We start from the raw sequence: 9,752 nt of genomic DNA, 5'->3' as shown, positions 1-9,752 counted from the left end.
CCCCGGGTTGACGTCGGCGGCCGCCGCGGCCCGGTGGTTCGTCTGTGGCGCGGGGTCGGGCGGGGGGGGGGGGCGGCGCCCGCCCCCCACCCCCCGCCCCCGTCAGGACCGCGTCAGCCGCACGCCAGCGCGGCGTGGTCGGCGGTCACCGTGGCGGTCCCCCCTTCCGCGTCGGTCGCCGTGACGCTGACGGTCCCGGCCTCGATCCCGTCAGCCCGGGCGTTGAACGACTGGTAGGCGTTCTTGCCCGGTGCGACGTCCTCGAACGTCTTGCTGCCGTAGGGCGTCTCGATCGTGATGTCGAGCGGGACGTCCTCGTCGTTGAGCGCACGGACGGCGAGGTAGGCCTTTCCGGCGAGGCACCGCGCCTGCGAGGTCACCGTGACGGTGCGCTCGTTCTCACCGGCCTCGAGGCCGGTGATGTACTCGAACCCGGTGGTCGCGAAGTCCTCGCCGTCAGCCGCGAGGTCGTACTCCAGCACGTAGTACCGGACACCGGCCTCCTGGGCTGCCGCGAGGATCTCCTGCAGCGGCACCTCGCCGTCACCGAGGTTGGTGAAGGTCGGACGACCCTCACCCGCCACGTTCGTGGCGTCCTTGATGTGCGTGAGCTCGATGCGGTCGCCGTACTCCTCGATCAGCGCCACGACGTCGACCCCTGCGTGGGCGGCCCACGCGACGTCCAGCTGGAACGTGACGTACTCGGGGTTCGTCTCGCGGACCAGGATCTCCCAGGCCGAGAGGGTCTCGCCCTCGTGCTCGTACGTCGTGCGGAACTCGCCGTCGTGGTTGTGCCCGAACAGCTTGCCGACGCCCGCGTCCACCGAGCGCTCCCCGAGGCGGTTCATCGTCTCGGCCGTCGCCAACGTGTTCTCGTACGAGCCGATGCCCGGCGCGGGGAACCCGCCGGAGCCCACGTACTCCTGGCCCAGCGTGGAGACGTAGTCGAGCGTGTCGTCGAACGTGCCCTCGTCGACGTTGTAGTGCGAGGACTTCACGCTCAGGCCGTACGAGTCGGCCAGTGCGCGGAACTCCTCCGCCGTGTAGCCCGCGAAGTTGCCGCCGAACGGCTCGATGTTCTGGAACCCGATCTCGGACAGGCGCTCGAGGACGGCCGGGAGGCCCACCTCGTTGACCCACGGGATCAGGGAGAACATCTGGATCGAGACCTGGTCCACCGGGACGGTGACCGGCTCCGTGGGCTCGTCCGGACCGCCCGCAGGCTCACCGGTGAGGTACTCGTACCCGGTGGTGGCGAAGTCCTCGCCGTCCGGAGCCTGGTCGTACTCCATGACGTAGTACACGACACCGGCCTCGGCCGCGGCCGACAGGATGTCCTGCAGGGGCACGTCCCCGTCACCGAGGTTCGTGAACCTGATGCTCCCGCCGAGCCCGGTCGCGTCCTTGATGTGGAGGAGCTCGATCCGGTCGCCGTGCTGCTCGAGCAGCGCCGCGACGTCGACCCCGGCGTGCGCCGCCCAGGCGACGTCCACCTCGAAGGTCACGTACTCCGGGTTCGTCTCCGCCACGAGGATCTCCCAGGCGGACATCTCGACACCCTCGTGCATGTACGTCGTCGTGAACTCGCGGTCGTGGTTGTGGCCGAAGAACTTCTCGAAGCCGGCGTCCACGGCCCGCTCGCCGAGGCGGTTCATCGCCTCGGCGGTGGCCAGCGTGTTCTCGTAGGTCCCGATCCCCGGGGAGGGGAAGCCGCCCGAGCCCACGTACTGCTGCCCGACCTCGCCCACGTACTCGAGCGTCGTGTCGAAGTCGGCCTCGCCCACGTTGTAGTGCGACGACGGCGCCTTCAGCCCCGCTGCGTCGGCCTGGGCACGGAACTCCTCGGCCGTCAGGCCGGCGTAGTTGCCGCCGTACGGCTCGACGTTCTGGAACCCGATCTCGCCCAGACGGTCGAGCACGGCCTCCTGTCCGTCCGCCCGGACCCACGGGATCAGCGAGTAGAGCTGGATGGACACCTGGTCGGCCGGGACGACGACGTTCCGTCCGAACGTCAGGTTGTCGACGTCCACACCACCGGTGCTCGTCACGACGAGCGTCCCGCTGCCCTCCGGCACCTCGGTGAGCGTTCGGGTGGCGTCCTTCCAGGTGTCGCCGGCGAAGCGGAACTCGGCGAGCGAGTCGACGGTCTCGCCGTCCGCGCCCACCCAGCCCAGGGAGACGGTGCCCTCGCCGCGGCCGATCATGGTCACGCTGTTGATGGCGTCACCGGTCGGGGCGTGCGTGAACGCGATCGGCTGGTACGAGAACGAGTCACCCTCGTCGAGCGAGGAGACGTAGTACCCGGCGTCCGCCGTGTCGTCCTGCACGAGCTCGACGCCCTCGGCGGCGTCGTACCACTCCGCCTGCTGCTCCTCGGGCTTGAGGATGTGCGTGGCCTCACCCCGGATGGCGGGGACGTCACCCTGTGCCTGGTCGGTGTAGCTCACGACGAGGGTGCCGTAGATCTTCTCGCCCTCGCCGTGCTCGACCGCGTCGGGGCTGGTCTGGATCGTGAACCCGCACCCGTCCGCGGTGTCCGCGGCCCGACCGCTCACCTCGGGGTGCGCGTGCGTGTTGTGGCCGAGTCCGAACGTGTACTGGATGTTGCGGCACGTCGGCTGGTTGCCGTCCTCCGCGTCCTCGACCGAGACCGTGTACGGGACGGCGTCGCCCCAGTCGAAGATGGCGCCGTCCGGCTGGTCCAGCGTGATGACGGGGGCGGTGTTGCCGACCGTGATCTGCTGGATCGCGAGGCCGAAGTTGCCGCCCGCGTCGGTGACGCGCAGCTGCACGTTGTACTGACCGAGCTCGGTGAACGTGTGCGTGACGTTCACGCCCTGGGCGTCGTAGACGCCGTCGGAGTCGAAGTCCCAGTCGTAGACGAGCTCGCCGGCCGGGGTCTCGGCGTCGGTCGAGGCCGACGCGTCGAACGTCACCTCGAGCGGAGCGGTGCTGCCCGAGATCGGGTCGGCGGAGATGAAGGCCCGCGGGTGGGTGTTCGACGACCCGTAGACGACCTTGTACAGGCCCGCGTCCGGGTTCTGGCGGAAGAAGCCGTCACCGTACTCGAGGACGTACAGGGCGCCGTCGGGACCGAACTCCATGTCCATGACGTTGTCCCAGATCGGCTGGTTGACCGACTCCAGGTGCGCGTTCGGCAGGAAGTCCTCGACCGCGGTGACCTCACCGTCGGACGTGAGCTCGTCGAGCGTGAACGCCGCGACGTAGTCCTGGGAGAACTCCGCCAGGAGCGGGTGACCGTCCCAGTACTCGGGGAACTTGACGTCCGAGTCGAGGTTCTCGTCGAAGCGGTAGATCGGCCCGCCCATGGGGGCCTGGCCGCCGCCGCCCCACTCCGCCAGCGGGTCGAGCAGCTCGGGCTGGTCGCCGGCCTTGTCGCCGTAGTAGACCTGCGGCGCGGTGGCCGGCGGCAGGACGTCCAGGCCCGTGTTCCACGTCGAGTTGTTCTCGGCGCCGGCCTCGCAGTCGAAGAACTCGCCCGGCGTCTGGGTCGCGTAGTCCCACTCGTTGTAGTTCGCGTTGGGGCCGTGGCAGTACGGCCAGCCACCGTTCATCGGCTCGGTCGTGAGCTGCCACTCGACGTAACCCATCGGGCCACGGTTCGGGTCGGCCGCCGCCGCGTCCGGGCCGTAGTCGCCCCACACGAGCGCGCCCGCCTCGACGTCGTAGTCGATCCGGAACGGGTTGCGCAGACCCATGACGTAGGTCTCGTCGCGCACCAGGTCGCGCACGTCGTCGTACTGCGGGTCGTCGAAGAGGTTGCCCTCGGGGACCGTGTACGTGCTCCCAGGGCCCACCTCGGTGTCGGCCGCGAGGTCCTCGATCGGGTTGATCCGCAGGATCTTGCCGCGCAGGTCGTTCGTGCTGCCGGCCCCGCGACGGTCGTCGAAGCCCGGGTTCATGCCCGGCGCGTTGTTGTTCGGCGCGTAACCGTTCGCGCCCGGTGTGCTGGCGGGGGTGTTGTCACCGGTGGAGAGGAACAGGTTCCCCTCCTCGTCCCACGCCATGTCCGCACCCACGTGGCAGCACTGCCCACGCTGCGCGTCGACCTTGAGGATCTCGCGCTCGGTGGACAGGTCGATCGCGGCGGTCGCCGGGTCCCACGTGAACCGCGAGAGCTGGTTGTAGCCCAGCCACTGGTCCCAGTAGCTCTCGTCCTCGCCCGCCGGCAGCGAGTTCGGCGCGCTCCCCGACGGGGTCGTCTCCGGGTACTCCACGCCGGAAGGCGACGTGCCCTCCATCACGCGGGGCGCGTAGACCATGTAGACGAAGTGGTTCTCCTCGAAGTTCGGGTCGAGCGAGATGCCCTGGAGCCCGTCCTCCGAGTTGGAGTAGACGTCGAGGTCCGCGATCTGGGTGGTCAGGCCCGTCGCGGAGTCGGTGAGGCGCACGACGCCGTCGCGCGCGGTGTGCAGCACCCGGGAGTCGGGCAGGACGGCGAGGTCGATCGGCTCGCCGGTGTTCTTGCTGAGCAGCACCTTCTCGTAGTTGTCCCAGTCGGTCGCCTCGTCGGCGGCCGGTGTCGCTTCCTCGTGCCCGGGGTGCGCGCCGGCTGCGCTGATCGACAGCGGTACCAGCACCGCCGCGGACAGGACCGCGGCGACACCTCGTCTGGCGAGCCTGCGGGGGCCCATGGTCGTTCGTCTGTGCACGACGTCCTCCTTGACGCGTCACGCGACGACGGTGACCGCCGGACCAGCAGCGCCAGGCACGCGCGCTCCCGATGCGGCCGCACGACGATCCCCGTCGATCGGTCGGCTCCGGATGGCTGGACCTCGAACGTGAGGCCCGGTGCGACGGACGATGCGATGCCCCTCCGTCGCACTGGGACCGACCCTACGGCCGGCTTTCGTCCGTGCCAAGTCAAAAGTCGATACTTGTTGGTAATTGTTGCGACGAGTAATCCTTGGAAGTCGGTCAGTCGATGGGCGGGACCGAGGGCATCGCGCTCGTGCCGTCACTCACGGCATGTTCAGCCCCTCGAGGTGGACCGCCTTGCGCACCGTGAGCTCGTCGAGCAGGTCCGGCCCGTACCCCGCTCCCCCGCCGCTGCCGCGGCGCGGGGCGGGCGACCCGCCCGGCGCACCGCCGAACACCGCGTTGACCTTGACCGTGCCGACGTCCAGCACGTCCGCCGCGCGCAGCGCGTGGGCGAGCGACGGCGTGAGCACGGTCGCCGCGAGCCCGTAGGCCGACGCGGACGCGCGGCGCAGGCCCTCGTCGAAGTCCGCCACGCGCACGACCGGCGCGACGGGCCCGAACGTCTCGGCGGTCAGCAGGTCGACGTCGTCCGGGCACCGGTCGAGCACGGTCGGCGCGTAGTACGACCCCGGCCGGTCGAGCCGTCGCGCGCCGGTGACGAGCTCCGCGCCCGCCGCGAGCGCCCCGCGCACGTGCTCGTCCACGACGGCCAGCTGCTCGTCGTCGACGAGCGGCCCCATCGTCGTGGCGTCGTCGCCCGGGTCGCCCACCACGACCTCGTCGGCGAGGCGCGCGAGCTCGGCGACGACCGCGTCCGCGACCTTCTCGACGACGTAGGCGCGCTCGACCGCGGTGCAGAGCTGCCCGCCGTTCGTGAACGCGCCCGTCGCGATCTGGCGCGCGGCGAGGACGGGGTCCACGCCCGCGTCGACCACGAGCGGGTCCTTTCCGCCGTTCTCGAGCAGCACCCTCGCGCCGCGCGCCCCGGCGACGGCCGCGATCCGGCGCCCGGCGGCCGTCGACCCGACGTGCGCGACGAGCGCGACGCCGTCGTGCGCGACGAGCGCCTCGCCCGTCCCGCCGTCCCCGCTCACGACGCGCAGCACGTCCGCCGGGAGGGCCGCGGCCACGAGCTCGGCCAGGCGGACCCCGGGCGCGTCGCTGCGCTCGGACGGCTTGTGCACGACCACGTTGCCGGTGACCAGCGCCGCGGCGAGCAGCCCGGCGGCGGCCGGGTACGGGTCGTTCCACGGCGTGATCACCGCGACGACCCCGCGCGGCTCGCGGCGCACGACGTCGAGCGCCGCGGGGTCGCCGGCGAGCACGCGCCCGGCGCGCCCGAGCCCCGCGACCGCGGCCTCGTCGAGCAGGTCCGCCGCGACCTCGGCCGAGGCGCGCGCCTCGGACTCGAGCCGCCCCGTCGTCGCCCGCAGCAGCGCGCCGAGCTCGTCGGCGGCGTCGCGCACGGACCGCGCCGCGGCGCGCAGGGCGGCCGCGCGCTCCGCGGGCGCCGTCGCTCGCCAGCCGGGCCAGGCGCCCTCCGCGGCACGGACGGCGGCGTCGACCTCGTCGGCGGTCGCGCACCGCACCGGTGCGGCGGGGCGTCCCGTCGTGGGGTCGGTCCGCTCGAGACGGCGGTCCGCAGCGTCGGGCGCAGTCAGGTCGGCGCGAGGGGTGGTCGGGGCGGTGGACGTGGTCATGCGGGCCTCCCGGGAGTGACACGAAGAGAACTACCCATAGGTGCGCCGTGGGCGTGCGAGAAGCGCTTCTCGGGGTGAGGGTGAGAGCCGGGGTTGCAGCAGAGCCGACCCGCACGCGTCAGGCGGTGCCCCACGTTCTCGAGGCGCACCACGAGCCTGACCCGATCCAGGGAGGCTCGCAGCCCCATGCGCGTCCTCGGAGTCAACGCCCTGTTCCACGACCCGTCCGCCGCCCTCGTCGTCGACGGACGCGTCGTCGCCGCCGCGGAGGAGGAGCGCTTCTCGCGGCGCAAGCACGGCAAGCGCCCGCTGCCCTTCGCGGCGTGGGAGCTGCCCGAGAAGGCGATGGCCTGGTGCCTCGAGGAGGGCGGTCTGCGCCCCCAGGACCTGGACGCCGTCGCCTACTCGTTCGACCCGGCGCTCGCCAAGCCCGCCGAGGAGATGGGCCTGCCGGACCCGTGGGACTGGCTCCGCGTGCAGTACGCGGAGCGCGCGCCGCAGTTCCTCGCCACCGCGCTGCCCGGCCTGTCCCCGTCGACCGTCCGGTTCGTGCCGCACGAGGTCGCGCACGCCGCGTCGGCCGCGCTCGCCTCCCCCTTCCCCGTGGCGAGCGTCCTGTCGCTCGACGGCCGCGGCGAGCGGTCGTCGCACCTCGCGGGCCGCTACGACCACGGCCGCCTGGAGGTGCTCGCGAGCCAGGAGCTCCCGCACTCGCTCGGGCTGGTCTACGAGTCGCTCACCGAGCACCTCGGCTTCCTCCGGTCGAGCGACGAGTACAAGGTCATGGCGCTCGCCTCCTACGGCGAGCCGCGCTTCCTCGACGACCTGCGGGAGGTCCTCCACGCGACCGACGACGGCGGGTTCGTCGCCGAGGTGCCCGACTGGGAGCGCTGGGCTCCCCCGCGGACCGACGACGGCACGTGGGGCACCGAGCACGGCGGCCGCGCCGAGCACGCCGACCTCGCAGCCTCCGTGCAGGCGCGGCTCGAGGAGGTGCTCGTCGACCTCGCCACGTGGCTCCACGGGCAGACCGGGGACCGCGTCCTGACGATGGCCGGCGGGACGGCGCTGAACTGCGTCGCGAACTCGCGCGTCTGGCGCGAGTCCCCGTTCGAGGAGGTCTGGGTCCAGCCCGCCGCGGGCGACGCGGGGACGGCCCTCGGGGCGGCGCTCCAGCTCGCGGCCGAGGCCGGCGACACCGTGGAGCCGATGGGCTCCGCCGCGCTCGGCCGCGCGTGGGGCGACGACGCGATCGCGCGGTGGCTGCGCACCGCGAAGGTGCCCTTCACCACGCCGGACGACCTGCCGGCCGAGGTCGGGCGGATCCTCGCGGACGACGGCATCGTCGCCTGGTTCGACGGCCGCGCCGAGCTGGGGCCGCGCGCGCTCGGGCACCGCTCGCTGCTCGCGCACCCCGGCCCGGTGGAGAACCTCGAACGGCTCAACGACGTCAAGGGGCGCGAGCAGTTCCGTCCGGTCGCCCCCATGGTGCTGCTGGAGGACGCGCCGGAGATCTTCTCCGGCGGCCCGGTCCCCAGCCCCTACATGCTCTTCGTGCACGACGTCGCGCCCGCGTGGCGCGAGCGCATCGCGGCCGTCGTGCACGTGGACGGCACCGCGCGCATCCAGACCGTCGACGACTCGACGCCGCGCCTCCAGGCGACGATCCGCGCCTTCAAGGAGCTCACCGGGCTCCCCGTCGTGGTCAACACGAGCCTCAACACCGCAGGCCGGCCCATGGTCGACGACCCCCGCGACGCGCTCGAGCTCTTCGGCTCCGCGCCGGTCGACGCGCTCGTGCTCGGCCCGCACCTCGTACGCCGGTCGGACGTGTTCGCCGCGCCCGCGGAGGTGACGGCATGAGCACACCCGTCGCCCGCCCCGCTCCCCCGGTGACGTACGCCGTCGTCGTGCCCTCGATCGGCCGCCCGTCGCTCGACCGGCTGCTGGAGACGCTCGTCGCCCGGCGCGACGAGGAGGGCGTCTCGGGGCCCGCCGAGGTCGTCGTCGCGGACGACCGCCGGCTGCCGCGCCCCGGCGCGGTGGAACCGGTGCCCGCCGCGCTCGACCTCGGGGACGCCGGCCGTGCGCTCGGCGCGCGGGTCGTGCGCACCGGGGGCCGGGGCCCTGCCGCCGCGCGCAACGCGGGGTGGCGCTCGACCTCCGCGCCGTGGGTCGTGTTCCTCGACGACGACGTCGAGCTCCCCGCAGGCTGGGGCGAGCTCCTGGAGCGCGACCTCGCGACGGCCTCGTCGCGGACCGGCGGCGTGCAGGGCCGGCTCCACGTCCCGCTGCCCGCCGACCGGCGGCCGACGGACTGGGAGCGCGGGACCGCCGGCCTGGAGCGCGCGGCGTGGGCGACCGCCGACATGGCCTACCGCCGCGCCGCGCTCGAGGAGGTCGGCGGGTTCGACGAGCGCTTCCCCCGCGCGTACCGCGAGGACGCCGACCTGGCGCTGCGCGTGCGCGACGCGGGGTGGCTGCTCGCGCACGGCGCGCGCACGACGACCCACCCCGTGCGGCCCGCCGACGACGGCGTGAGCCTGCGCGTCCAGGCCGGCACGCGCGACGACGCCACCTTCCGCGCCCTGCACGGGCCGCGGTGGCGCGAGCGCGCCGGGACGGGCCGCGGCCGCCTCGCGTGGCACGTCGCGACCGTCGCGGCCGCGGGCGTCGGCGTCGGGGGGCTGCTCGCGCGACGACCGCGCGTCGCGGCGCTCGGCGCCCTCGCCTGGACCGGTCTCACGGCGCAGTTCCTCGCCCGCCGGGTCGCGCCCGGGCCTCGCCCCGGCGACGACGCGTTCGGTCCCGAGCTGCGCCGCATGGCCTGGACGAGCGCCGCCATCCCGTTCGCCGCCGTGGGGCACCGCGTGGCGGGCACGCTCGCCGCCCGCGGCGGGCTCGACCCGTGGCCCGTGCCTCTCGCGGCCGTGCTGCTCGACCGCGACGGCACGCTCGTCCACGACGTCCCGTACAACGGCGACCCCGCGGCGGTGCGCCCCGTCGACGGCGCGCGCGCCGTGCTCGAGGACCTGCGCGCCCGCGGGCTCCGGCTCGGCGTGGTGTCCAACCAGTCCGGGATCGGTCGTGGGCTCCTCACGCGCGCGCAGGTCGACGCGGTGAACGCGCGCGCCGAGGAGCTGCTCGGGCCGTTCGGCACGTGGCAGGTGTGCCCGCACGCGCCCGAGGACGCGTGCGCGTGCCGCAAGCCCGGGCCGGGCCTCGTGCTCGCCGCGGCGGACGCGCTCGGCGTCGAGCCGTGGCGGTGCGCGGTCGTCGGCCACATCGGCGCCGTCGTCGGCGCCGCGCTCGCCGCGGGCGGCACGCCCG

Annotated in this window: 4 protein-coding genes; 2 read left to right on the top strand and 2 right to left on the bottom strand. The window is 73.7% G+C overall.

The genetic code is table 11. The features are described from left to right. Positions 1 to 113 precede the first annotated feature (113 nt). Positions 114 to 4,673: a TIM barrel protein gene (locus ACFWH7_RS17560; RefSeq protein WP_378218363.1), complete on the bottom strand. Its 4,560-nt coding sequence runs from the start codon at positions 4,671 to 4,673 to the stop codon at positions 114 to 116. Positions 4,674 to 4,982: 309 nt separating this feature from the next. Beyond that, positions 4,983 to 6,422, bottom strand: a complete 1,440-nt coding sequence (locus tag ACFWH7_RS17555) for an aldehyde dehydrogenase family protein (RefSeq protein ID WP_378218362.1) — start codon at positions 6,420 to 6,422, stop codon at positions 4,983 to 4,985. A 186-nt stretch (positions 6,423 to 6,608) separates the two neighbouring features. Here ACFWH7_RS17555 and ACFWH7_RS17550 point away from each other — a divergent pair, with 186 nt between their 5' ends. Both ACFWH7_RS17550 and ACFWH7_RS17545 read left to right on the top strand, forming a co-directional pair. Next, on the top strand, positions 6,609 to 8,285 hold the full coding sequence (locus ACFWH7_RS17550) for a carbamoyltransferase family protein (RefSeq protein ID WP_378218368.1): 1,677 nt from the start codon (positions 6,609 to 6,611) through the stop codon (positions 8,283 to 8,285). Continuing rightward, the coding region (locus tag ACFWH7_RS17545) for an HAD-IIIA family hydrolase (protein WP_378218365.1) at positions 8,282 to 9,752 on the top strand (1,471 nt) is incomplete at its 3' end. The genes ACFWH7_RS17550 and ACFWH7_RS17545, both read left to right, overlap by 4 nt.

This window comes from Cellulosimicrobium cellulans (assembly GCF_042723955.1).
Classification (GTDB): Bacteria; Actinomycetota; Actinomycetes; order Actinomycetales; family Cellulomonadaceae; genus Cellulosimicrobium; species Cellulosimicrobium cellulans_H.
This window is presented reverse-complemented; position numbering and strand designations above follow the sequence as displayed.

Excerpts from the sequence above, each read along its gene's own strand:
- ACFWH7_RS17555 (WP_378218362.1), bottom strand. The coding sequence starts at position 6,422 with ATGACCACGTCCACCGCCCCGACCACCCCTCGCGCCGACCTGACTGCG.
- ACFWH7_RS17550 (WP_378218368.1), top strand. The coding sequence starts at position 6,609 with ATGCGCGTCCTCGGAGTCAACGCCCTGTTCCACGACCCGTCCGCCGCC.